This is a genomic window from Helicobacter sp. MIT 03-1614, assembly GCF_000762925.2.
Lineage (GTDB): Bacteria > Campylobacterota > Campylobacteria > Campylobacterales > Helicobacteraceae > Helicobacter_C > Helicobacter_C hepaticus.
Window position 1 is genome coordinate 58,127 of record NZ_JRMS02000002.1, and the last position, 24,735, is coordinate 82,861.

The 24,735-nt window shown below is 35.1% G+C and carries 26 protein-coding genes; 11 read left to right on the forward strand and 15 right to left on the reverse strand.

Features of this window, described 5'->3' with window-relative positions; genetic code table 11:
- The first annotated feature begins 42 nt into the window (after nucleotides 1–42).
- Entirely contained in the window at nucleotides 43–2,472 is a 2,430-nt protein-coding gene (ppsA, locus tag LS66_RS01545) for a pyruvate, water dikinase (protein ID WP_011116663.1), read from the forward strand.
- 70 nt (nucleotides 2,473–2,542) lie between these two features.
- Here ppsA and LS66_RS01550 read toward each other — a convergent pair whose 3' ends face one another.
- From LS66_RS01550 to LS66_RS01570, 5 genes are all read right to left on the reverse strand, one after another.
- The gene (locus tag LS66_RS01550) at nucleotides 2,543–3,199 is read right to left on the reverse strand and encodes a hypothetical protein (protein ID WP_236096952.1); all 657 of its coding nucleotides are present in this window, start codon (nucleotides 3,197–3,199) and stop codon (nucleotides 2,543–2,545) included.
- Nucleotides 3,162–3,485: a hypothetical protein gene (locus tag LS66_RS01555; RefSeq protein ID WP_052057504.1), complete on the reverse strand. Its 324-nt coding sequence runs from the start codon at nucleotides 3,483–3,485 to the stop codon at nucleotides 3,162–3,164. Before LS66_RS01555 ends, LS66_RS01550 begins: the two co-directional genes overlap by 38 nt.
- Before the next feature lie 99 nt (nucleotides 3,486–3,584).
- On the reverse strand, nucleotides 3,585–4,292 hold the full coding sequence (locus LS66_RS01560; protein WP_052057503.1) for an NlpC/P60 family protein: 708 nt from the start codon (nucleotides 4,290–4,292) through the stop codon (nucleotides 3,585–3,587).
- Nucleotides 4,293–4,321: 29 nt separating this feature from the next.
- Nucleotides 4,322–5,032, reverse strand: a complete 711-nt coding sequence (locus tag LS66_RS01565; protein WP_034368011.1) for a hypothetical protein — start codon at nucleotides 5,030–5,032, stop codon at nucleotides 4,322–4,324.
- Nucleotides 5,029–6,462 (reverse strand): PhoH family protein, encoded by a 1,434-nt coding sequence (locus LS66_RS01570; protein WP_011116658.1) that lies wholly within the window; start codon nucleotides 6,460–6,462, stop codon nucleotides 5,029–5,031. The genes LS66_RS01565 and LS66_RS01570 overlap by 4 nt, the downstream gene beginning before the upstream one ends.
- Nucleotides 6,463–6,529: 67 nt before the next feature.
- On the opposite strand from LS66_RS01570, the gene tpx reads away from it, so the two are divergent.
- Nucleotides 6,530–7,027, forward strand: coding sequence for a thiol peroxidase (tpx, locus tag LS66_RS01575; protein ID WP_034366912.1), 498 nt, complete (start codon nucleotides 6,530–6,532; stop codon nucleotides 7,025–7,027).
- 8 nt (nucleotides 7,028–7,035) lie between these two features.
- Nucleotides 7,036–7,455, forward strand: a complete 420-nt coding sequence (locus LS66_RS01580; protein WP_052057392.1) for a pyridoxamine 5'-phosphate oxidase family protein — start codon at nucleotides 7,036–7,038, stop codon at nucleotides 7,453–7,455.
- Nucleotides 7,456–7,462: 7 nt separating this feature from the next.
- Here LS66_RS01580 and LS66_RS01585 read toward each other — a convergent pair whose 3' ends face one another.
- From LS66_RS01585 to hisS, 8 genes are all read right to left on the reverse strand, one after another.
- Nucleotides 7,463–7,960, reverse strand: a complete 498-nt coding sequence (locus LS66_RS01585) for a hypothetical protein (RefSeq protein ID WP_034366910.1) — start codon at nucleotides 7,958–7,960, stop codon at nucleotides 7,463–7,465.
- A 44-nt stretch (nucleotides 7,961–8,004) separates the two neighbouring features.
- Nucleotides 8,005–8,892 (reverse strand): TerB family tellurite resistance protein, encoded by an 888-nt coding sequence (locus LS66_RS01590; protein ID WP_034366908.1) that lies wholly within the window; start codon nucleotides 8,890–8,892, stop codon nucleotides 8,005–8,007.
- A gap of 54 nt (nucleotides 8,893–8,946) precedes the next feature.
- Nucleotides 8,947–9,255, reverse strand: a complete 309-nt coding sequence (locus LS66_RS01595; protein ID WP_011116653.1) for a hypothetical protein — start codon at nucleotides 9,253–9,255, stop codon at nucleotides 8,947–8,949.
- Nucleotides 9,256–10,071, reverse strand: a complete 816-nt coding sequence (locus tag LS66_RS01600) for a hypothetical protein (RefSeq protein ID WP_034366906.1) — start codon at nucleotides 10,069–10,071, stop codon at nucleotides 9,256–9,258.
- Between the two features lie 17 nt (nucleotides 10,072–10,088).
- On the reverse strand, nucleotides 10,089–10,757 hold the full coding sequence (locus LS66_RS01605) for a DUF5644 domain-containing protein (protein WP_034366904.1): 669 nt from the start codon (nucleotides 10,755–10,757) through the stop codon (nucleotides 10,089–10,091).
- A gap of 82 nt (nucleotides 10,758–10,839) precedes the next feature.
- Nucleotides 10,840–11,331, reverse strand: a complete 492-nt coding sequence (locus LS66_RS01610) for a hypothetical protein (RefSeq protein ID WP_034366901.1) — start codon at nucleotides 11,329–11,331, stop codon at nucleotides 10,840–10,842.
- Nucleotides 11,300–13,102 (reverse strand): M3 family oligoendopeptidase, encoded by a 1,803-nt coding sequence (locus LS66_RS01615; RefSeq protein ID WP_201273642.1) that lies wholly within the window; start codon nucleotides 13,100–13,102, stop codon nucleotides 11,300–11,302. Before LS66_RS01615 ends, LS66_RS01610 begins: the two co-directional genes overlap by 32 nt.
- Nucleotides 13,103–13,157: 55 nt before the next feature.
- A complete protein-coding gene (gene hisS / locus LS66_RS01620; RefSeq protein WP_193328826.1) occupies nucleotides 13,158–14,480 on the reverse strand; it encodes a histidine--tRNA ligase in 1,323 nt (440 codons plus the stop codon).
- Between the two features lie 181 nt (nucleotides 14,481–14,661).
- Here hisS and waaF point away from each other — a divergent pair, with 181 nt between their 5' ends.
- Genes waaF through LS66_RS01645 form a run of 5 tightly spaced genes read left to right on the forward strand, consistent with a single transcriptional unit; the run spans nucleotide 14,662 to nucleotide 18,701 of the window.
- Nucleotides 14,662–15,900 (forward strand): lipopolysaccharide heptosyltransferase II, encoded by a 1,239-nt coding sequence (gene waaF, locus LS66_RS01625; protein WP_081947953.1) that lies wholly within the window; start codon nucleotides 14,662–14,664, stop codon nucleotides 15,898–15,900.
- The gene (locus LS66_RS01630; RefSeq protein WP_034366898.1) at nucleotides 15,890–16,516 is read left to right on the forward strand and encodes a flavin reductase family protein; all 627 of its coding nucleotides are present in this window, start codon (nucleotides 15,890–15,892) and stop codon (nucleotides 16,514–16,516) included. Before waaF ends, LS66_RS01630 begins: the two co-directional genes overlap by 11 nt.
- Nucleotides 16,509–16,895 carry a glycosyltransferase family A protein gene (locus tag LS66_RS01635; protein WP_034366895.1) on the forward strand — a complete coding sequence of 129 codons (387 nt, stop codon included), beginning with the start codon at nucleotides 16,509–16,511 and terminating at the stop codon, nucleotides 16,893–16,895. The genes LS66_RS01630 and LS66_RS01635 overlap by 8 nt, the downstream gene beginning before the upstream one ends.
- 1 nt (nucleotide 16,896) lies before the next feature.
- Nucleotides 16,897–18,075: a succinyl-diaminopimelate desuccinylase gene (gene dapE, locus LS66_RS01640; protein WP_034366892.1), complete on the forward strand. Its 1,179-nt coding sequence runs from the start codon at nucleotides 16,897–16,899 to the stop codon at nucleotides 18,073–18,075.
- 17 nt (nucleotides 18,076–18,092) lie between these two features.
- Complete coding sequence (locus tag LS66_RS01645; protein WP_034366889.1) at nucleotides 18,093–18,701, forward strand: YhcH/YjgK/YiaL family protein; 609 nt, start codon at nucleotides 18,093–18,095, stop codon at nucleotides 18,699–18,701.
- Nucleotides 18,702–18,707: 6 nt separating this feature from the next.
- On the opposite strand, the gene ligA is transcribed toward LS66_RS01645, so the two are convergent.
- Entirely contained in the window at nucleotides 18,708–20,666 is a 1,959-nt protein-coding gene (gene ligA, locus LS66_RS01650) for an NAD-dependent DNA ligase LigA (protein ID WP_193328825.1), read from the reverse strand.
- Between the two features lie 108 nt (nucleotides 20,667–20,774).
- On the opposite strand from ligA, the gene LS66_RS01655 reads away from it, so the two are divergent.
- Genes LS66_RS01655 through LS66_RS01665 form a run of 3 tightly spaced genes read left to right on the forward strand, consistent with a single transcriptional unit; the run spans nucleotide 20,775 to nucleotide 23,850 of the window.
- Nucleotides 20,775–21,743, forward strand: coding sequence for a chemotaxis protein (locus LS66_RS01655; RefSeq protein WP_011116641.1), 969 nt, complete (start codon nucleotides 20,775–20,777; stop codon nucleotides 21,741–21,743).
- Nucleotides 21,744–21,783: 40 nt separating this feature from the next.
- Nucleotides 21,784–23,529, forward strand: a complete 1,746-nt coding sequence (aspS, locus tag LS66_RS01660) for an aspartate--tRNA ligase (RefSeq protein WP_034366886.1) — start codon at nucleotides 21,784–21,786, stop codon at nucleotides 23,527–23,529.
- A gap of 9 nt (nucleotides 23,530–23,538) precedes the next feature.
- Nucleotides 23,539–23,850, forward strand: coding sequence for a YbjQ family protein (locus LS66_RS01665; protein WP_034366883.1), 312 nt, complete (start codon nucleotides 23,539–23,541; stop codon nucleotides 23,848–23,850).
- 228 nt (nucleotides 23,851–24,078) lie between these two features.
- On the opposite strand, the gene LS66_RS01670 is transcribed toward LS66_RS01665, so the two are convergent.
- Entirely contained in the window at nucleotides 24,079–24,714 is a 636-nt protein-coding gene (locus LS66_RS01670; protein ID WP_052057389.1) for an outer membrane beta-barrel protein, read from the reverse strand.
- Nucleotides 24,715–24,735 lie beyond the last annotated feature (21 nt).

The following is a 24,735-nucleotide window of genomic DNA, read 5'->3' on the forward strand; positions in this document are numbered from 1 at the left end:
CAATATTCGCTCTAGTTAAAAACAACAATGAAGGTGTAGTGTATGAAATATATTAAGTTTTTTAAAGAGCTCAACAATAAAGATGTGCCGATTGTAGGCGGTAAAAATGCAAGTATAGGCGAAATGTTTCAAGAACTTGTGAGTGAGGGTATTAAAGTCCCTAATGGTTTTGCCATCACAAGTGAGGCATATTGGTATCTCTTAGATTCTGGTAGCATTAGAGAGAAAATTATTGATTTGCTTGATGGTGTTGATGTAACCGAAATAGATGTGCTTAAAACACGTTCTAAAAAAATCCGTGAGCTCATCTTCGGCACACCATTTCCTGATGATTTGCGCAAAGAGATTTTTCAAGCATATGAAATTTTGAGTGGAGAATATGGTATGAAAGAAGCTGATGTGGCAGTGCGCAGCTCTGCAACAGCTGAAGATCTACCTGATGCGAGTTTTGCAGGACAACAAGATACTTATTTAAATGTGAAAGGCAAAACAGAGCTTATACACTACATCAAATCTTGCCTTGCTTCACTCTTTACTGATAGAGCGGTAAGTTATCGTGCTTCAAGAGGGTTTGACCACTTTAAAGTTGCTCTCTCTGTGGGAGTGCAAAAAATGGTGCGAGCAGATAAAGGAAGTGCTGGGGTAATGTTTAGTATTGATACAGAAACAGGCTTTAAAGATGCAGTGTTTATTACTTCATCTTGGGGGCTTGGTGAAAATGTAGTGGGTGGCACGGTCAATCCTGATGAATTTTATGTATTTAAACCTACGCTTAAAGAAGGAAAACGTCCTATTATTAAACGTCAGCTCGGACACAAACATCAAAAAATGGTTTATGCACCACGTGGAAGCGAACACCCTACAAAAAATATTAAAACAACTCAACGCGAAATGAAAACCTTTTCTATTACTGATACAGATATTCTTACGCTTGCACGTTATGCAATAAAAATTGAAGAGCATTATACAAAAGAAGCAGGAGAATATCGCCCTATGGATATGGAATGGGCAAAAGATGGTGATAGTGGCGAAATTTTCATCGTCCAAGCCCGCCCAGAAACCGTTCAAAGCCAAAAGAGCAAAAAAAGTGATGGGCAAAAGTTAGAAAAATTTAAGTTTGTCAATCCCGAAGTCAAAAAAGAAATTATCCTTGTAGGAAAGGCAATAGGTGGTAAAATAGGTTCAGGAAAAGTGCGTATTATCAATGACATAGAACATATGGATAGCTTCAAAGAGGGTGAGATTCTCGTAACTGATAATACTGACCCAGATTGGGAGCCAGCAATGAAAAAAGCTGCTGCAGTTATTACTAATCGTGGTGGGCGCACTTGCCACGCAGCGATTGTTGCTAGAGAAATAGGTGTGCCTGCAATTGTGGGGGCTATTGGTGCAACTGATAGGCTTTATAGTGGTATGGAAGTAACTATTTCTTGTGCAGAGGGAGAAGAGGGATATATCTATGATGGTATTCACGAATATGAAATTGAAACCATTGAACTCAATAATCTTGGGAATCCAAAAACTAAAATTTATATGAATGTGGGCAACCCTGAAAAAGCCTTTAGTTTCTCACAGATTCCAAATCACGGCGTAGGTTTAGCACGTATGGAGCTTATTATTCTTAATCAGATTAAAGCACACCCCCTTGCTCTCCTTGATATTCAAAATGGCAATACTAAAGGCTTGAAAGAAAAATCAGAAATTGAAAAAATAATATCTGGCTATGAGAATCCAAAAGATTTTTTTACAAAGAAAATTGCTGAAGGTATCGGTATGATTTGTTCAGCCTTCTATCCTAATCCTGTTATAGTGCGCACAAGTGATTTTAAATCAAATGAATATCGTGGTATGCTCGGTGGAATGGGATATGAACCACACGAAGAGAATCCAATGCTTGGCTATCGTGGGGCAAGCAGGTATTATTCCGAGCAATATCGTATAGCCTTTGAATGGGAATGTCAAGCTCTCGCAATGGTGCGTAACGAAATGGGATTAACTAATATGAAAGTAATGATTCCATTTTTGCGCACACCTGAAGAAGGAAAAAAGGTGCTTGAAATTATGCGGCGTAATGGATTAGAATCTGGCAAAAATGATTTAGAAATTTATGTTATGTGCGAATTGCCTGTAAATGTCATTTTAGCTGATGATTTCTTAAGTATGTTTGATGGATTCTCAATCGGCTCAAATGATTTAACCCAGCTTACACTCGGTGTAGATAGAGATGGACAGCTTGTAAGTCATATCTTTGATGAACGTAATCCTGCAATGTTTGCGATGTTTAAAAAAGCCATAGAATCTTGTAAGCGCCATAATAAATACATTGGTATCTGTGGGCAAGCTCCGAGTGATTATCCCGAAGTTACTGAATTCCTTGTTAAAGAGGGTATTAGCTCTATTTCACTTAATCCCGATTCTGTTATTGCCACTTGGCAAAAAGTCGTGGAAGTGGAAAAATCACTAAAAAAATAAATACATTAATAAAGGGTGCAAATGTATCCCTTTATTAAAGAACCCTAGTGCCCTTTGAATACTTAAGTCATTATTTAGATACTACAGGAATATCAGGATAATGTGGAATATTAGGATAATCCAAACCCACAAGTGTTGCGCTTCCCCTTAATGGTTGCGCATCATTTGGTATCAAATCTTTCCGCAAATACGAAATTTCAATAAGAGGAGAAAAAAGTAGATTTTTAGCAAATAAAAGTCCTCCATTATGATTAAAATGCGTATGGATAGGACAATAATATTCGTTTAATTTTGCTAATACGGCTAGTCGCCTTTGTGTAAATACTTCATTATCAGGGTTACAATTATGAAATTCAAAAAGTATTTGAGGAAAATATTTTGCAAGAAGGCTTATGTCAATATTTTCAAGCAATTCCCATTCGGCATCTTCAATATCACATTGCAATATATTATGTGCATTTTTATCAAATTTATTTTCATTGATAATCTGCATAAGTGTAGTAGTATCGTGAGATTCCACAGCACCTACAAACTTTTTAAAAAATTTTATGTTTGGGTGATTGGGATAAGGAGAAGTTTTGATACTCGCATCATATTCTAGCACTTCATAACCCATATCTGCCATTTCTAAATCAAACGGAGAATAATCAGATACACCTAATGAAACACATTTTGGGAGAGAATTGCCTTTAACGGGGGGGGGGGCATAATAAACAATAACCACCATCAGCTTGTCCGCCTACACGCACAAATTGAAAAGAAGAATGGCGAAGCGGTCTTATGAGAGAAAAGTATTTTAGGGCATTTTCAGTATTATGTAATATCTTTGGACTAATAAAAGCCTTTGATAATTCTAACAATACATTAGGATTATCCATATGAGCCACCATTTGAGCAGAAAGCAAAATATTAAAAGAATTAAAATTTTTATCTTGAGCATTGAGCTTATCATAAACTTTTTTGAGCCTTTTAGGCATTGCAAAAGCATATTCAAAGTAGCGAAGAAATTTCATTTCATCTCCTTATTTAGTAAATACCATAGAGTAGCATTAAATTTATAAAAATATTATGAAATCCCAAGTAAAAACTTGCAAATGGCTTTTACAAACAAATTAAAAATAACTCCTTGCACCTTTATAAGTTTTGTTCCAATAAGCTGAATCTAATCGCGCCTTACTTACTACTTTCCCTTTACTTGGAGCGTGAATAAACTCATTGTTACCAATATAAACACCAACGTGATTTATTCTTTTACTTCTATTTGTGGTAAAAAATACCAAATCACCCTTTTGAAGCTTAGATTTTGCAACAGAGCTTCCATCATTGTATTGCTCATATGAAGCGCGCGGAAGAGAAATACCATTAAGACGATAAATTGCACGTGTCAGCCCACTGCAATCAAATCCAGATTCTGAAGTGCCTCCCCATTTATATGGCACACCAAGATATTGATGAGCACTCTCTACAATGTCATCTCTAATATCATTTGATTTTTTGCGCTTAGATGTTTTGAGTGCATAAACTTGTGGAGAAACAATAAAAAACTCATTAATGAGCCCTTGTTTTTGATACTCTTGTGCTCTTATTTTTGCATCTTCAAAACTTTGATAATTCCCAAAGCGCACTTTATACATTCCAGCTTCTTTAAATAAAAATGCATCAAGTCCTTTTTGATTAAGAGAATCCACCAATCGCCCAGCATTCTCTACACTACTAAAACTTCCCACTTGCACATTATATAAAGGAGATTTTGGCACACTCAAAGCACAACCGCCATAAAAAACAATAATAATTAAACATAACAGAGGTTTTATTTTCATTTTAATCCTTATGTGTAGATTCTATATAATTAAAACATCGGTGGAGCTAAAAATCGTAATCCTAAAGATACCCAACTTTCTTTACCTAAAAAAGCATTTCCATAAGTGCCATCAAGCTGGATTCTATCTTGTAATAACCATACTCTAAGTCCTAATTGATATTTTGGCGTATCAAATCGCTCATAAAAAAACTCTCCTAAAATCCATAATCTTTGAGTAATTTGCTGCTCTAAACCTAAACCAATATTATAAATTTGCCTATCTCCATTATTACGCTTAAGCTTATAGCCAAGATTAGAATGCAAAAGCAAAGTATTATCAAAAAAAGCCGCACTTATAGGAATATACATATAATATTCATTCCGGTGTTTAGAACGTTTAAAATTATAAGCATTACCCAATGCTAAACCAAAACTATATCCATCAGATTCCACATCTTTAAAAACTTTCTTTGCCCCTGTTACAAACTGACGACCGCCAAAGCTCTCATCGGCTAATCTCTCATCAATAGGTGCATTACTAAACATACCACCCATACTTATTTCCACATCAAAAAATAAATTACAACCGGGCAATATCCAATACTCGCCTATTTTACCATTATATACTCCCCAAGTTTCAAGCTGACAGGAATGTTTATCTACCACGCGTGCATCATCATTAATCATTGGACGCGCCCCATACATTCCTATCACATATATGAGTAAAATGAGACAGATTCTATAAAGTGAATTTTTCAAAAATTTTCTCCAAACCAACTTGCTACATCACTTCGTATAGTTTGATGTAAATGAATGCCAGCAATAAAATTATCTTTAAGCGCTTTAGTAAGCAAGCTTAATGCACCATTGCGAAACTTGCTTAAATATGGGTGGTCAATCTGTGCCCAATCTCCTAAAAATACAATCTTACTCCCCTCACCTATACGAGTGCCAATAAGTTTAATTGTAGCATTTGAAGCATTTTGCACTTCATCAAAAATGACAAACTTATTGCCAATACTAATTCCTCGTGCGTGAGCAATATCTACTATTTCAATTTTGTGTTTTTGGAGGAAATATTCAGTTGCATCTTGCTTTTGTATGCCATTGACTTCGCCACGATATTCAATGCGTTTAGCAAGTGAGCTTTCTTGGAGTTTGTCAATAGTGAAATTTATAGCACCATAAAGTGGATACATAAAATATCCAAGCTTTTGATTCTCATCTCCTTTACGATAACCAAGCTCCGCTTCTTTGTCATTTGCGGTAATGGTATTACGCATATAGATAATACCATCAACTATACCATTTTTGACAAGAGTAATGCCCGCTTGAAGAGCTATGAGTGTTTTTCCACTTCCTGTTGAGCCTGTGGCAATAGTGAGATTATTTTGCGGGTGAGTAAGAAGTGCATAAAACATTTTTTGCTCAAGATTAATAGGCATAATATAGGGTTGGTGATTTTTAAGAATCTCATCAAGATTGAGTTCTTCAAATGCTTCTCCTACCTTAATTCCAAAGATTTTCTTACCTGTTTTATACAATGAATTATCTGTATTATCCACTTCATCAATTTGGATAAGACTCCATTGTGTAAGATTCTGAAATTTTTTATTATCTTTTAAATGCGTCAAAGGCGTATCTTTATGTATCTCAAAAGACACCCAAAAATCAATATCACTTGGATTTTCAACTCTATCACGAAAAAGTGATTGTGCAGGAATACCCTGTGCTTGGGCACGCACTTTGAGCGAAATATCATTACTTAAAAGAACCAAGCCATAATCTCGTGCAATTTCAATGAGTTTAGAATCGTTATAGCTATGCTCTTGTGGCAAAAGTTTATATTTTGAGCGATAAATCAGCGTCAAAGGAACGGAAAAATTCTCATATTTGAAAATGAGAGTTTGGGTGAAATCATTATTATCTTTAGCTACGTGCATAAGAGTTGTATTAGTTACTATTTTCTGCAAAAGCCCTTCATTATCCGCGCCATCACTATTAATGCACCGAAAAAACTCACGCGCAAAGAAGCCTGTTTCATTCTGTAAATCTTTCTTTTTATCAAGCTCTTCAATAACAACATCGGATATAAAAAGTTCATTTTGTGCATTTTGCCACAAAAAAATGATATTTTGCGTATCATCAAGAATAATAGAAGTATCAAGTAAATAATGCTTAGTAATCAATTAACTCCCTTTGGTTAGAATGCCTGATTGTATCAAAAGATATATTAAATAATAAAAAGGAATAAAAATGGAAGTAAAATTTAAAGGTACTCCAGCGCAATTAAGCGCAAATACAATTAAAGTCGGCGATGATGCTCCGCAAATCAAACTTACTGCGAAAGACCTCTCACAAGTGCAAATAGGCGGTGCAAGCGGAAAATATCAAATCATTAATGTGGTTCCAAGTCTTGATACAGGTGTGTGTGCAACACAAACAAGACGTTTTAACCAAGAGGCTGCTACATTACAAAATACGAATGTATATGTAGTTTCAATGGATTTACCCTTTGCACAAGGGAGATTCTGCAGCACTGAAGGGATAGAGAATCTTACTCCTTTGAGTGATTTTGTAACAAAAGATTTTGGCAAAGCTTATGGCTTACTTTTGCAATCCTCTCCGCTTGTAGGATTACTTACTCGTGCAGTGCTCATAATTGACCCTCAAGGAAAAGTGATTTATACAGAGATTTGTGAAGAAATCACACAAGAACCAGACTATGAAAAAGCTTTAGCAGTAATAAAATAGGTTTTAAAATGGGAAAATTTACAGTCACACAAATTGATAAGATTCTTGCTTTAGGTGTCTTTTATCTTGCTACTAAAGGCACTTGTGGAAACCCAAGAGTGCGTCCCATAAGCTCCTATATTGTTCATAATGGCAAGCTTTACTTTGGCACTTCTAAAAATAAAAATCTTTATAAACATATTGAACAACACTCAGGAGTGGAAATTTGTATTAGCACACCAGATATTCTTTCATTGCGCATTAGGGGCGATGCACATATTGTTAATCATCTTGATGCAAAAGAAGCATTAATGGCTAAATATAAACGTATAGCTCAAAGTTTTGACAATAATCCTGCTCACCCTAATTTCGCAATTTTTTATCTTGAAAATATAAGTGCGCAACTACAAGATTTTAGCGGCAACATTCTCCTTTATAAGGAAAATTAAAAAGGGATTAAAAAATCCCGCCATTGACATTATCAACAAACTTCATCTTATTAATCACAGAATCTATCAATCCTTGCATTTCTTTGCTATGGTCATCATTTGCTGCAATTTTGTCAAATTCATCAAAGCTCACTTTTGATGAATGATTTTTTAAATAATCCATAGCTACTTTTTCATTGCTATTAATCAAACCTTCTTTTCTTAAGGTATCGGAGAGATTCTCAAATGAAGTTTTATCCCTAAAGCCACCCTCAAGATCTCCACCAATCTCGTGAGCTTTTTTAAGCTCTTGAGAAGGAGAAAACCTATCCTCTATACGTCTAGTAATATCTACGGATTGCAAAGATTGTATGCTTTTATCTTTATTGTGCACACTATCTACGCCATTAAGCTTTTGTTCACTTTCTTTGCTTTCATTTGCATTTCTTGGCTGATTTTCAACATTATAGATATTAGCAAGCATACCTTGCACGCCACCATTATGATTAATTTTTGTAATATCCATTTGAATCCTCCATTAAGATTACAAAATTAAAGCAAACTTTATTCCTAAAAATCCCAACCTTTGTGCGCTTTATCCCCTTTTTCGGTGATTTTTTCTATTTCTTTAGTATCTTCTACTAAAGAGGCATTCCTAGATAAAGATTCTAAAAGCAAGGTATAAGCCCCATCAATCTCCTTAATACGTATAAGCGAGGTATTATGAAAACTTTTATTGATGTTTTTATTATCAAAAATATTTTGCTTAGCACTTTTAATAAGTTCATTGTATTTGTGCGTTAAACTCTCCTTTGTTATATTTTCATCTTTTATATCAAAAATTTCTTTTGCTTTTTCTTCATTCATTGATATTTCTTTAGCATATTCTTGTTCAAATTGTTCAAAAATGACATTAAAATCCTCATTAGAGATTTCAAATAATGCTGCAATATCAATAATACAATCACGCTCACTTTCTGCAAGAGAGCCATCGGCATAGGCAATGACAAATAAAAATTCTACCACTTTTAAACGTTTTTTATACTCGCCTTTTGTAAGCAACACATATTCATCACATAACTCTTCAAGGGCAATATTTGAAGATTTTTGCTCCATCAATATGTCTTTTAATTCTTCCTTGCTCATCTTTGGATTCTTTGCTTCTTGTGCCATATCTGTAAGCATTTCATCAACAAGTTGTTCTTCAAGTGGGCACATCTTCTCATCACTCCATACTACGCGCCCTAAAATTGCGGCTAATACTCCAAATTCACTTGATTTTACTTTGTCAATATGCGTCATTTCTTGATAAGGATTTTTAAAATCTATTGGAGTATTATCTATACGATTTGTATTAAATTGTGGATTCTGATGAAGCGGATTTTTAAGGTATTCTTGTAAGGTATTGTAGAGAAAATACACCACCACTCCAGCAATAAGTAATAACACGATTTCCATTGTGAATCTATCCCTTTTTATGTAATTTAAATATTATTGTAACAAAAATTTAGTTTAACGTTTATTAATCCGTTGTTCAAAATCTTTTTTAAGCTTTTCCTCTTGCTCAAGCGCATTTTTTTTAAGACGCCTTAACTCCTCTAAACGTTCATTTTCAAGTGCAATTTTACGCTCTCTACTATCACGGATTCTTTGCATATATTCCTCTCGTCTTTTGGGGTCTTGATAGCGAATAGGCTTCATAAAAAGCACACCTAAAATAACAAAGAAAAATATCAATGCCATTGCTGCATCGCCACCACCAAAATGATACCAAGTTGAACCAACAATTGCTGCAAAAAGCAATTTAAGAAATACTTGCATTTATATCAACTCCACCTTTTGTTTATGATGTGCAAAACCAAGCTTAGTTTTATCTTTTTCACCAAATGCTAAAAGCAAAATTTGAGGCAAAAAAAGAATAGGCAAGGCGATATTATCACGATTATATGCTTTACAAAGCTGTGTGCGCTGCACATCAAGTATATTGAATTGACTAAGTGAATGACTCAAGATAAAATCTATGCCCAAATCTGCTAAATCAAAAAAAAGCTTTGCACTATTATAAATTGCACTCTGTGGATTAATATTAAGTAAATGTGCATAATATTGATAGCAAATGGGCGTATCAATAAATTTTAAATCAATTTGTTCATAGATTCTATGATTAGTGCTTTTGGGCAAATGCGCTTGATACGCACCACGAAGTATTACAGATGAAAATGTCGTAAATTTTTTACAAACCAATGCATTTACATCACACCCATTAAGCAAATCAGGTAAATAACTCATCTGCACCTTACTATCATAGAGCAAGTTGAACTTATGGAGGTATTCTGTCTCAATTTGACGCATAATCTTCGCATTAGATTCTATAATCATTTTAGCATAAAGAGCATTGGCATACGCATCTTCTTCTAAAAAAACAAGTGTCGCATCAGCAGCATTTGCTAAAGCTAAATTATAAGCAACATTGCGTATCAAATCATCTTTTTGCACTAATCGTGCCCAATATCCTCCACAATCAGCTAATGGTGTATTAAGAGTGAGCACTTCTAGCTTAAGTTGGGTAAAAAGCTCCTTGGCGCTGCAGAGTAATGCTTGTGCATTCTCATATTTATCATAAATAATATATTTCATTGCTTTACCCCTACCCTTTATTTTTGAACTTTAAGTGTATGCAAATGCTTCCATTGCTTAGATTCTGAAGAAAATACAATATTTCTCATAATCTCCCATATTTCCTCATCAATCGCATTTGCACGTGGATATACCATATCTGCAAGACTTACAAAATTTAATATGCCACTTTGTTTATCAAGAATCCACTCACGAATAGCTTTAATTCTATCTGGATGACGCGAGAAAATCCATTTAAGATATAAAAAAAAGCCATCACCTAAATATGTATCATTTCTCATAGGGGTAATTAAATTAAGAGCAAGATATTTTTCAAACTCTTCCTTCTCTTCGACACTCAAAAATTCTGCCCATACGAAAAATGATTCATATCGTTTCCACAACATTTGTCTATCAAAAAGCAAGTCCTTAGAAGCATAATAAGTGCTAAGAGGTTCAATTTGCCATTGTTCCCCAAATTGCTGTATAAGCTCAATAATATCAATGTCTTCAAAAACTGCTATACCATTGATACGCAATGCCAAAGCACTTGTATCGCAACCATAACCCTCTATTTCACTTTTAAGAAAGTGGAGTATATCTTTAAGTGTTTGGCTTTGATTAAAGTGAAATACAAATTTTTTATAATAAGGCAAATAATCTACGCCTGCCTCAAAAGTAAAAGCTTCAAGATGCACTTTGTCCATAACACCCCCTTTTTCTAAAGTTTTTAAGATGTATGACAATAATCTTAACATATTTCATTTACACTCTCCCTTAAAAGGTTAATTATTTTTTAAAAAATCTACTATTTTGTAAGCTAGAAGCAAATGCTAGGTTTGATTGCTCTAAGCCTTCTTGCTGCACAAAAGTAATTTGCTCTAATTCCTCTGGAGAAAGATTATAAAAGCAAGGGTGGCTTACATTAGTAAATAATGGAATCTCACGCAATAAATCGTTATCGTGAAGTAATATCTGCACAATACCGCTATACGGAATACTCACCAAACTGCCAATATTTTCATTACCAAAACCTGCCTCAAAAGTAATATGTTCATTCCTAAGTTCAATACTCTCAAAAGTGTAGCCAGCAAGCACAAAAAGTGTAATATCATTAAAAGTGTTGCTAATATTCTCGGGCAACAATGGAGAAAAATTTGTGCGCTTTATATCACATAAAAGATTAAAATTTATCCCCTCTTGAACAAGAAACATTAAAGTATCTTTAGCGTAAGTATCTACAATTAACTTAAAATGTGGATGAAAGAGAATTTTGTGCATTGACCAACTCCTTAAACTCCTCAAGCATTTTTTGCACTTCAGCCATACCTATAAGCCAAAATTTATCACTCTCAAGGTTAAAACCAAATGAAGCAATCAAATCTTTAGGGCTTTTACTTCCGCCAAGTGAAAGAAAATCTGTATATTTTTGGATAAATTTTGCTCTCATACGAGGTGTTTTTTGAGATTTATACAAACCAAAAAGCGCTAATACAAGTAATTGCCCATAACTATAAGCATAACAATAAAAAGGTGAGTGCACAAAATGCGGGATGTAACACCACCAGCCATCATAATTCTTAGTTAATTTTAGGCTATCTCCAAACATACGTTCATTTTCTTCGCGCCATATTTTATCAAATACTTCAGGCTTAAGCTCTTCACTTTGAGCGTGGATTCTACGCTCAAAGTGTGTCATTACAATTTGACGAAAAAGCGTAGAAAAAATATCTTCTAGTTTTCCTGCATATAAGCTTATAAGCTCTTGTTTATCCAATGTTGTTTTAAGCATATCAAAAAGTAACATTTCAGCAAAAACAGATGCGGTCTCTGCTGTTGTAAGCGGTGTATCCATATTAAGATAGCCCTGCGTTTTAGAAAGCTCCTGATGTATCATATGTCCAAATTCGTGCGCAATCGTAAAAGCATCACGGCGTGAGTTTGTATAATTAAGCAACACATAAGGGTGCGCACTAGGCACACTTCCGTGGCTAAAAGCTCCACCACGTTTGTTAGGTGTAGGGTGAGAATCTACCCACCCTTTTTTTAATGCTTTTAAAGCAATATCTTTGAATTCCTTGCTAAAATTTTCAAATGCTTTCAAAACAAGTTTGATAGCTTCGTTATAGGATATTTCGTATGTATGAGTGTCAAGAGGCGCGTAACGATCATAATCTTGCAGTTCATTTATACCAAGTAAAGAAGCTTTGACACGATAATAATCAGCCACAATACCATAATGCGCACTTACAATATCAATGAGTTTATCTACGCTTTTTTGTGTTGCACCATTATTAATATGACGGAAAGATTCAGGAAGTTTATAGCCACGCAATGTTGTTGTAATACTAAGGTCTTTTCGCACCATATTAAGAACATAACTCAAAAGATGACGGGATTTTTTGAGTTTTTTACTAAAAACCTTTTGAGCATATTTACGCACACTGCGTTTTGAATGATGAAGCAAACTCAAAATTTCCTCCTCACTCAATTTATGAGACTTTTTACCCTTATTTGATTTTTTATTTTCTTTCTTAAGCGGCTCAAAACGAAATTGTGCTAAATGCTCATCAAAAAGTCTTGAGAATGCTCCTACACCAACGGGTGAAGTTGCTAAAAGCACTTTTTCCTCTGCCAAAGAAAGTTGATAAGTATCTTGTTCGATAATCTTTTCCAAAAAATACGCATATTGTGGTGTATGTTGTATAACCTCTTTCCTATGCGTCTCAGGAAGCTTACAAAATTCAATCTCAAAAAAGAGCACAAGATTCTGTATTTGTGTAGTTTGCATTTCATATTTAGCATACAAATCCCCTTGTGTAGTATCTTTTGCAAAACACAAAAAAACATAGGTCATTATGCGTCCAAAACCTTCAAGAATCTGTTCATACTCTTTTATCACATCAGCAAATTCATTTGGTTTAATATTTTTAAGTTGCCCTTCATAGCTTTTGGCAAATTTTTTAGCACGGCGCAAATGGCTTGACATAAATCGCTCAAGTTGCTCTTTTGTCTTAAAAAGTGGAGTTAAATCCCATTGACTAGATTCTATAATGCCTCTCATACTGCTCCTTTGTGTTTTTAATTTATTTTGCTCTAAATTCATTTTACTCCTCCTGAATAAGTGCAAGAGCTTTAAGAAAGCTTATGCTATCTATTTGCACACCTGAAGTCATATTTTTAAGTGTGAGAGTTTTTGTATTAAACTCATTCTCTCCAATGACAACTACAAACTCATATCCTTTCAAATGAGCATAAGTAAATTGTTTTTTAAGTTTGGAAGCTTCTGGATACACTTCAATGGGAATCTCACTACAACGAAAAGATTCTGCAAGTAAATGAGCATATCCAAAATATAGTCTATCCATACACACAATAAGCGCGCGAGCAGATGTCGCTCTTTTTTGTAAGAGCTCAAGCTCCTCAAGTGCTGCTAAAAGCCTATCAATACCAATACTCGCGCCAACACCACTCATTTTTTCTTTAGAAAAAGTGCGCGTAAGATTATCATATCTTCCGCCAGAACATACGCTCCCTATGCTTTTTAAGGCATTCAGAGTTGTTTCATATACAATGCCTGTATAATACCCTAATCCACGAGCAATTGAAAAATTAACACGATAAGTATCTCTATCCATTTGCAAAGATGAAAGCACTTCATAAAGCATTTTTAAATCCTCAATGCCTTTTTTAATAGAATCATTCCATTCTTCCATAAATGAAATTTGTCTAAAAAAGCTTTCACTCTCACCTTGTTGCTTAATTGAAGTGTATTCTAAGAGATTCTCTACTTGATTATTATTTAAACCCAATTCCTTTTGTAACTCCTCACTTACACGCTCTTTACCAATTTTATCAAGCTTATCAATAATACGCAAAGCCACATTTATATCTTTTTCTTGTGTAATACCGCAATATTCGCAAATACCATTTAGAATGCTACGATGATTAAGCCAAATAGTAAATTCCTCGATGCCAAGTTTCATCAATGAGGCATAAATGACTTGTAAAATTTCAGCATCACACGAGATACTATCACTCCCAATAAAGTCAAAATCACATTGTGTGAATTCTCTATACCTTCCTCTTTGTGCTCGCTCTCCACGAAATACATTTCCAATCGCATATCGTTTAAAAGGCAATCCTACTTCATTTTTATATTGTGATACAAAACGAGCTAAAGGCACGGTTAAATCAAATCTCAATGCTACATCGCGCCCACCGTGATCTTTAAAACGATAGAGTTCCTTTTGTATTTCATCGCTACCCTGTTTAATAAGCACATCAGCATACTCTAAATGCGGTGTTTCAATAGGCACGAAACCAAAATTCATAAATACATTGCTCACTTTATTAAGTAAATGTGCTTTTGCAAGCGCCTCTTTTGGCAACCTATCTTTAAAACCGCTTAATGTGCGAGGGGTAACCAATGCCATTTGTAAACCTCCTTTAAAATTTCACTAACTAAAGTATGTGGATTCTACCTTAAAAATGTTTTATTTCGGCTACATTATGAGGTAATTTGGCAAATTTTTCACACTTTATAGTTAAATTTTAGCTTTTTATGCTTACAATATTACTTTTGTTGCATTTTACACAGGAGAAATTATTGTGCTATCATTGAGATGTCCTACAAATATTCCCACTCAAGAAGTAAAAAAGATTCTATTACGCTTACCAAATTGGTTGGGTGATAGTGTAATGGTTTCTCCCGCATTTGAATGGCTTAAACATAGTTTTGATAAAGCAAATTTTACTCTGGTAGGAAGCAAAGCAAGTTGTGGGATTTATGAACGAGATGAACGCGTAAAACATATTTTTATTGATGAGAGTAAAAAAGCGCGCTCCCGCATTTTAGCTACAAAGACACTTGCGCAAAATATAGGAAAGCACGATATAGCTATTAGTTTTAGCAATACTTTTTTCTCAGCATTATTACTTTATTTGAGCAAAAGCGCAGTACGCATAGGCTACGCTAAAAATGCGCGAAGTTTTTTACTTACACACGCTTTACCCTTAGAGAAATATGATTCTCAAGGACAAAAATATCATCAAGTATTTTTATATCTTCTACTTATCACACCCCTTGTGCAAGTGCAAAAACAAGCTATTGCATCTTATACGAAGACACTCTCTACACTTACAGAATCTTCACATCTCACACAAAATAAACATTTCTCACCAAAAGATATACTCTCTATTCTTGCCACACAACCGCTTACACTCATTTCCCATACGCAAACATTACATCAATCTCATACCCATACAATAGGAATCAATCCCGGAGCAGCTTTTGGTAGTGCTAAACGTTGGGAACAATCACATTTTATTACTATAATAGAGCACTTTCTTACTCAAGGCTATGAAGTCTATCTTTTTGGTTCAAGTGCCGAATCTGATGCGAACACATCTATTGCAAATGCTTTTATTGCACATTCTCAAAATCAACATTTCCATAATCTTACTGACAAAACAAACTTAAGCGAACTGATTGATTATATCGCTGCAATGGATATTTTTATTACCAATGATAGCGGACCTATGCACATCGGTGCAGCTTTAAAAATACCTATGATAGTGATTTTTGGACCAACAGATATGAACGAAACAGCACCCTACATACCTAGTGTGCCCTGTGTAAGAAAAGATTCTATATCTTTTTGTGAAGACCAACAAGTAAAATCTCTTTACGCTCTTGTTTGTAAATCTCTCCCTTGTGCGCCTTGCAAAAAACGTGAATGTCCCTTAAAACATCATAATTGTATGAAACTTATTACTCCAACAGAAGTTATCACTCAAACGCAAAATCTCCTAAAACTCCATTATAAAAGGCTTGATAATGATACTTAAATCTTGCGATTCTACGCCATTACAAGCTTATAAAATTCTAAGTAATACAATTACACCTCGCCCTATAGCGTGGGTAAGCACTATTTTTCCAAATGGTGGAATAAATCTTGCGCCTTTTAGTTTTTTTGCGCCTATTAGTGTTAATCCACCTATTTTCTCTCTTTGTATTATGCAAAAAAGTGATGGCAGCCATAAAGATACTTATAAAAATATTATTAACACGTGTAAGGCTACCATTAGTATGTGCGAACACTCTCATCTCCAAGCTTTACACGATACGAGCACAGAACTTGCATATAATGTAAGTGAGGCAAATAAATTTGATATTCCACTTGAGTTGCTTCAATCAGGATTTCCTCCCGTGCCTCAAGGCATTAAAGTCGCCTTTATGTGTAATTTATACGATGTGCTAGAGCTTGGCGAAAATAAAAGTATGCTTTTAGAAGTTGATTCTTTTTATATCGCTGATGAACTATATAGTGAAGACTTGAACTTTATGCCCACTTTTATCGGACGTGTAGGACGTATATATAAATTATGCTCTACGCCCATTACGCTAAATCCAGGTTCCAAAGATAAACAAAAACCATCAATTCAAGGAGAGAGTGATGAATGATACGCCTCTTTTTTCTATTATTGTGCCCATTTATAATGTGCAATCCTATCTTAAAGAATGCCTAGATTCGCTCTTAGAACAAAGTTATAAAGATTTTGAAATTATACTCATTAATGATGGCAGCACTGATAAAAGCGGAGAAATAGCACAAACTAATGAAACCTATGCTTTTTATTACCGCTGTATTCGCACCTTACTTAAACGCATAATGCGCATTTTAAATAACCTACCTTGGAGTGATGAAAAAGCTGATATTATTCAAAGCATTAAACCCCTTTATGCCTATGCACCTTATCGCACGAAATTTTCAATGAATTTTCCACACTTTAGTGCCTTTGCTACAAAAGCACTCTCTTATCTTAAATCTAAAAAGGACTAATATGCCTCTTTCACTTTTACAAGAGCTCATCAAGCGTCCAAGTATCACACCTCAAGAATGCGGTATTTATGAGATTATCCTTAATAAATTAAATTCTCTCATACAAAAGGAACATATTGATACATTCATCATTGAGCAAGAAAAAGAGGGGGTAAAAAATCTCTTTTATCTTATTGCACCTAAAGGTGCAGACAAATCAAATCTGCATCATTTTTGTTTTGCAGGACATATTGATGTTGTGCCAACGGGAGAGGGTTGGGAGTTTGAACCATTTTGTGGGACACAAGATGAAAAGTATATCTATGGACGAGGCACGCAAGATATGAAAGGAGGCGTAAGTGCCTTTATATGTGCCGTTTGTAATATTTTAGAATTCCATAATACTTCTTCATTACCCATTATGCTCTCAATCCTTCTTACAAGTGATGAAGAAGGAGAGGGAATCTATGGCACAAAGTTTATGCTTGAAGAGCTTAAAAAACGCGATTTGCTTCCTCATAGCTGCATTGTCGCAGAACCTACAAGCATAAATCGCACAGGCGATATGCTTAAAATCGGTAGACGTGGCTCAATCAATGGCACACTCATCATTGAAGGCAAACAAGGACACGTTGCCTATCCACAAAAATGTATCAATCCCATAGAACTATTAGGGAGCAAGCTTGGTGCATTAGCAGGCATAGAATTAGATAATGGGGATTCTCATTTTGCGCCGAGCAAACTTGTAATTACCGATATTCGAAGCGGTATGGAAGTTGTAAATGTAACACCACAGAATCTCAAAATAATGTTTAATGTGCGTAACTCACCTTTAAGCAATGAAGATTCTATTCGCTCTTATATTACCTCAATTCTTGGCTCCCTACCCTATGAACTCACGCTTAAAACTAATTCGCTTCCATTTATTACAGCAGATGATAGTGAAATTGTCAAATCACTTTGCGCCATCATTGAACGCACTCTTGGCATCACACCACAACTAAGCACAAGTGGAGGGACAAGTGATGCAAGATTCTTTGCATCTTATGGTGTAAATGTAGTGGAAATAGGTGTGCCAAATGATAGAATCCACGCTATAAATGAACGCGTATCAATAAGTGATATACTTGCGCTGCACGATATTTTTGTAGAATTTTTGCAACTCTTTATAAAGAATGCTAAAATAAAGAATCTCAAATAAAATATAAGGAACAAAAAATGGCAATCATCGGCAAACTTGCGCATTTAGATTGGTTTTTTAAAGCCTACCCTGTGCTTAAAGACATACAAGAATATATGAACAACGCTTTAAATCCCACACACGATATATACAAAAGAATATGCTCTCTTAATATTCCTCCACTTAAGGAGCGTTATGAGATAAGCTATCCCCTTACGCAAGGTGTGCGTGCTATTGAACAATCTTATCATCTCAAACCAATGCGCAATGCCTTTTTTGAGTCCCATCGTGTATTTATTGATTTCCAGCTTGTAGTAGAAGGCTATGAATATATGTTAATTGGCGATAAAAGCACATTTGATATACACATACCTTATGATGAAAGCAAGGATTTAATAGTCTATAACAACCTTTTAAGAGATTCTCATAGAGAATATAGCACTTTAAAATATACTTTACCCATTAATGAATCTTTAAATACACCCTATCGCACTAGTTTGCTTCTAAGTAGTGGAGATTTAGCAATTTTTTTCCCAGATGATACTCACGCTGGAGGTTTAGAACTCACACCTGATGTGCCTACACCTTCATCTTATGCTATTAAAAAAAGTGTATTGAAAGTGCCTGTATCATTGCTAGAACTATAAATTCTTTCACTTATTGATTTGCGCAAGAAATTCTTCTTCATTTAATGTGGTAATATTTAAAGATTGTGCTTTTTCTAGCTTGCTCCCTGCCTTTTCTCCATAAATAACAAAATCGGTTTTTTTACTTACACTTGAGCTTATTTTTGCACCCTTAGATTCTAAAAGTTTAATAATTCTATCTCTTGGCTGACTTAGTGTGCCTGTAAGCACAATAGTTTTATTAAAAAAAACATTATTGTTATCAATTTCTAATAACTCTACTTTAGGCTTGATAATACAAAGCAGCTCAGCAATAAGCGTTTTGTTAGCGTGATTAAATTCCACAAGCGAATATGCCATTTCCTCCCCAAATCCATCAACGCTCAATATTTCTGAAAGTTCAAGTTCAAACACATTTAATCCAAATTTTTGAGCAAGCTTTTTACTTGCGCCTTCACCAATATGTTCAATGCCAAGTGCATTAATAAAACGCCATAACTCTACACCTATAGTATTTTGTATAGCATAAATAAGATTATTTGCCCTCTTTTCTTGCCACCCTTCAAGTGTGAGCAATTGTTGTATGCTTAAAGCATAAATATCTTTAATATTTCTTACAAAGGCATTTTCATAGAGTTGTATCACGATTTTTTCACCTAAACCATCAATATTAAGCGCTTTTTTTGAGGCAAAATGGATAATGGATTCTATTACACGCGCTTCACAGCTTAGATTCTGACATTTGATGAATATATCTTCAAGTAAAAGTTCTTCTCCACAGACTGGACAATGCGTAGGTTTAGAAATAACTTTTTGAGTACCATCACGCAAAGCCACAAGCGGTTTAATGATTTTAGGAATCACATCTCCACTCCGAATAATAATCACTTCATCGCCCAAACGAATATCTTTGCGCTCAATTTCACTAAAGTTGTGTAAAGTTGCACGTGAAATCATCGCTCCCTCAATCTCCACAGGCTTTAGTTCTGCCACAGGTGTAATAATACCTGTGCGTCCAACTTGTAGGCTTACAGATAGAATCTTAGAGCTCTTTTCCACTGCGGGAAACTTATAAGCACAAGCAAAACGAGGAGATTTAATCGTCCAACCAAGTTGTTGTTGAGAGGCAATTTTATCAAGCATAATCACCATACCATCAAGCATTATGGGATAATTATTGCGTTGAGAAAAAAGCACATTATAAGCATTTTGTATGGATTCTATACTCTCGCAATAACTCAAAAAAGGCACAGGAGCAAAACCAAGTCGTGTAATTGTATTAAAAGCTTCATAAAAGCTCTCAAATCGTATCAAACCTGCCCCAATGCCCCAAGGCATAAAACGAAGTTTGCGTTTAGCAGTAATTTTTGCATCAAGCTGTCTCAAACTCCCTGCTGCTGCATTACGAGGATTTGCAAAAAGGCTTAGGTTTTCGCTTAAACGATCTTGATTAATATATTCAAAATCCTCTTTGGCTATGACTACTTCACCGCGTATCTCAATTTCCTCTTTATAATTAATTTCAAGAGGAATACTCTGAATCGTCTTTGCATTATGCGTTACAAGCTCCCCAATAACACCATCTCCTCGTGTCGTAGCACTCACTAGCTTGCCTTCTTGATAAAGGAGATTGAGACTTGCACCATCAAATTTAGGTGAGCAAGTAAAAGTAGCTTGAGGGTAGCTTTTATAGATTCTTTGCACCCATTCTACTAGTTCATCATAATTAAAAACATCTTCTAGACTCCACATACGCTCCAAATGCGTATTTTTACTAAAAGATTCTAAGGGCACATCACCTACACGTTGTGTTGGCGAACTTGCATCAATAAGATGAGGATTTTCTTCTTCAAAACGTACTATCTGATGATAGAGGCTATCATATTGCTCATCAGTTGCAATAGGTTCATCAAGCACATAATAGTGATATGCCATCTTTTTGAGAATCTGCACTTGTGTGTAATATTCTTGACTTGTCATAACGATTTACCTTTAAAATTTGAAGTTTAAGTGCTTATATTATGTATTTTATGATAGAATCATACCATTATTTAAGCGACATTTCTGTATTTCTTCTTATTTTGGAGGCTGACTTTGACACAAAAGCAATCTTTGATTGATAAAACAACTTCTTTGCATCTTAATAATGAAGTGCAGTTTTTATGCTTTACACTTGAAGAAGAAAGTGATGGCTCAAATCAGCTTTATGCAATGAATGTATTTAAAATACGTGAAATTATATACTATAATGATGACCTTACTGAAACTGCGGGAGACAATAGTGGTATTGTATTGGGTTATCTTACGGTGCGTGATGAAACAATTCCTCTTGTAGATATGAGACGTTGGCTCTATTATAGCAAGGAATGCCCTAATAGAGATTTGCGAGAATATTCACTCAATACAGATAAGAATCTCGTGATTATATGTAGCTTTTCTAATCATACCGTTGGGCTTAAAATTATGGGTGTAAAGCGCATTATCCATAAAAATTGGAATGACGTGAGCGTTGGACCAGAATATGGTGTAGATGGCGAATCAAAAATCACTGCTACGACAAAATACGATGATGGTTCAGTGATTCAAATTCTTGATGTAGAACGTATGCTCACAGAGGCTTTCCCGGGTGGAAACGCTGCAAATGAACTTGAACTCAATGATATAAAAAATATTGAAAGTGATAAAATTGTGCTTCTCGCTGAAGATTCTAAACCAGCAGCCAAATCATTACAACAAATCATAGAAAAACTCGGTCTTAAGTATTTTACTTTCCCTAATGGCAAGGCATTACTTGATTATCTCCATAATCCAGGTGTAGCCGCAAATATTGGGGTGATTATCACAGATTTAGAAATGCCTGTTGTTTCAGGCTTTGAAGTGCTTAAACGTATTAAAGAAACACCTGCAACTTGTCATATTCCCGTTATTATCAACTCATCAATGAGTAGCGATAGTAATTACCAAATGGCAGAACGACTGAAAGCTGATGGATTTATTAGTAAATCAAATCCTACTGAAATTGAACAATCTTTACGCCAGATTCTTGAAGAAATGAATTTTTAATTCTCTATGAATATGTTTATTTTACTCTAAAAGGCTAGCAATGTTAAGAACTCATTTATGTGCGGAATTAGGAGAGGAGCATATTGGCACAGAAGTGCAAGTTTGCGGCTGGTGCAATACTTACAGAGACCACGGAGGTGTAGTTTTTATTGATTTGCGCGATAAAAGTGGTATTGTCCAACTTGTATGCGACCCAAGCACTCAAGCTCACGCTATCGCTTCAAGTGTGCGCGATGAATATGTACTCGTTGCAAAAGGTAAAGTAAGAGCAAGAGGTGCAGGACTAGAGAATCCTAAACTTAAAACAGGTATGATAGAAATTGTGCTAAACTCACTTATTATTGAAAATAAATCGCCCACACCTCCCATTACCATTGGTGATGAAAGCGTAAATGAGGAGTTACGACTTAAATATCGTTATTTGGATTTGCGCTCTCCTAAAGCATATAATATATTCAAAATCCGCTCTGATGCAGCTATTGCTACACGTAATAGTTTGCAAAAAATGGGCTTTTTAGAAGTAGAAACGCCTATACTTACAAAAGCCACACCTGAAGGGGCAAGGGATTATCTTGTGCCCTCACGTGTGCATCAAGGTGAGTTTTATGCCCTGCCCCAAAGCCCACAGCTTTTTAAACAACTCCTTATGATGAGCGGATTTGATAAATATTTTCAGATCGCTAAATGCTTTCGCGATGAAGATTTGCGTGCTGATAGGCAACCAGAATTTACGCAAATTGACATTGAAATGAGTTTTTGTGAGCAAGAGGATATTATTAGTGTAGCAGAGAATCTACTTAAAGATATTTTTAGTGCGTGTGGCACGGAGATTGAAATACCTTTTATGCGTCTACCTTATGCACAAGCTATGGAATCTTATGGAAGCGACAAGCCCGATTTACGCTTTTGTATGCCGCTTGTAGAAGTGGGAGATTTATTTGTAGATTCAAGCAATGCAATTTTTAAAAATATCGCACAAGATTCTAAAAACAATCGCATTAAAGCTCTATGTGTCAAAGGTGGAGATACATTTTTTTCACGCAAGACTCTAGGTGAAGCAGAAGATTTCGTGCGTAAGTTTGGTGCAAAAGGGCTAGCCTATGTTCAAGTAAAAGAAAATGAACTCAAAGGTCCTTTAGTAAAATTTATCTCTGAATCTGCACTCAATGAGCTTGTATCGCGCGTAAAAGCAGAGGTTGGAGATATTATTTTCTTTGGCGCAGGAGCTAAAAAAATAGTATGGGATTATATGGGAAGGTTGCGTCTTAAAGTTGCTGAAGATATGAAGCTTATTAATGAAAACGAATATAAATTTTTATGGGTGGTGGATTTTCCTATGTTTGAAAAAGATGAGGGTAAAACAAAAGCCCTACATCACCCTTTTACAATGCCAAATGATTTGGATAAAGAAGATATTGAGGAGATTACCTCTGTGGCTTATGATGTGGTGCTCAATGGCATTGAACTTGGTGGGGGAAGCATTAGAATCCATAAAGATTCTATACAAAAGCGTGTGTTTGAATTACTTGGCATTAGCACACAAGAAGCAGAGGATAAATTTGGCTTTTTACTTGAAGCATTAAGCTTTGGTGCACCTCCACACGGAGGAATTGCTATTGGATTTGATAGATTGATTATGCTTTTAAGTAAATCTCAAAGTATCCGCGATGTCATTGCCTTTCCTAAGACACAAAGAGCAACTTGCCCGCTTACTCTTGCCCCAAGCAAAGTTAATGATGAACAGCTTAAAGAACTTCATATCCGCGTAAAAAATGAACTAAAATAAGGAGGCAATATGAAACTTTATAGTGTTGCTTATATACCACAAAGTTATGAAGTCTTAGGGCTTGTCAAAGGCTCAATGGTGCAATCAAAACACATAGGACGTGATATTATGGCAGGGCTTAAAGGTATTGTTGGTGGAGAGATTAAAGGCTATACCGAAATGCTTAATGACGCGCGAAATATCGCTACCGAGCGTATGATAGAAGAAGCCCACGCTCTTGGAGCAAATGGCATTATTGGTATTTCTTATGCCACTTCATCGCTTATGTCTAATACTTCAGAAGTGCTTGTATACGGGACTGCAGTGAAAATCTTATCCTAATTGATGAAATATGTAATTTTTGCTTGTGCCTTTGTAATGGCATCGTTTTTTCATAACGCACACACCACTTTTTGAGCACGACATCACAGCATTGGTTGGACGAGCAATAGTGTAAAGTGCTTTTTCAAGATTTGGGTTTTTAAAATAAATTTATCATTTAGATAAGGAGATTCTTAAATTTGAGTTTTGCAGTAAATATATTTACTGCAATCGTGAATCTAAAAGATTTTAGAAATTAAAAATATAACGCAGCTCAACATTATAATCATATGAACCTGTCATTTTTATCTTTTGGCCTCCATTGTCTCCATCAAAAATAGTAGTTTTTGTAAATGGCACGCGAGCAGCAATTTCTAGCCCATAATGCTTAGCAAACACACTACGCAAACCAAAATTTAAACCTGCACTAAAAGCAGTTTTTTTAACATTTTTTGAATCTGCAATATCCTTACCAATATCTTTACCCCAAGTATTTGCACCTGCTCCAGCTCCTAAGAAAAAACCAAGGTTTGCATTAGGGCGAGCGATAAAATTATAGAGCATATCAATATTTACCCCATAATCCATTAGAGTTCCTCTAAATTTTTGACCCACATCTTTTCCAATTGTATTTACATTTATATAGTAGCGCAATCCAAAGTTAGGAGTAAAGAATTGCTTATAACCAGCAATAAATGCAAAGGTTATGCCATTATAATCTGTCTTACTAGTATCTCCACTAACATTTGATACTTTAATATGAGGAGTTCCATAACCTACAGCATTGCCTCCAAACACACCGCTCTCTTCAGCCACAAGCGCCGAAGCCACAAAAAATAAAATTATAGCCAACCTTGCAAACAATTTTTTTGTTTTAATTGTCAAACCACCCTTATTGATTAAATT